Origin of the sequence: uncultured Winogradskyella sp. (assembly GCF_947495255.1) — a bacterium.
Classification (GTDB): Bacteria; Bacteroidota; Bacteroidia; order Flavobacteriales; family Flavobacteriaceae; genus Winogradskyella.
On sequence record NZ_CANLYI010000046.1, the window covers coordinates 1 to 209 of the forward strand.

The 209-nt window shown below is 35.9% G+C and carries 1 protein-coding gene; it reads right to left on the bottom strand.

The features are described 5' to 3' along the window. On the bottom strand, nt 1–209 hold a 209-nt coding region (locus Q0807_RS18905), incomplete at both ends, for an OmpA family protein (RefSeq protein WP_301162069.1).

The following is a 209-nucleotide window of genomic DNA, read 5'->3' on the forward strand; positions in this document are numbered from 1 at the left end:
CCATTAGAGCAATCTACTTTAGGTTCAGATTCACCTTTACCCATACCTGAGATACGCGCTTCTTCAATTCCTTGAGATATTACATATTGTACAGTTGTTTTAGCTCTTCTGTCTGATAGGTTAGTGTTGTAAGATTCTGGACCTCTACTATCTGTATGAGACGTTGCTTTAATAATCATTTCAGGATATTTTTTCATGACTTGCACTAA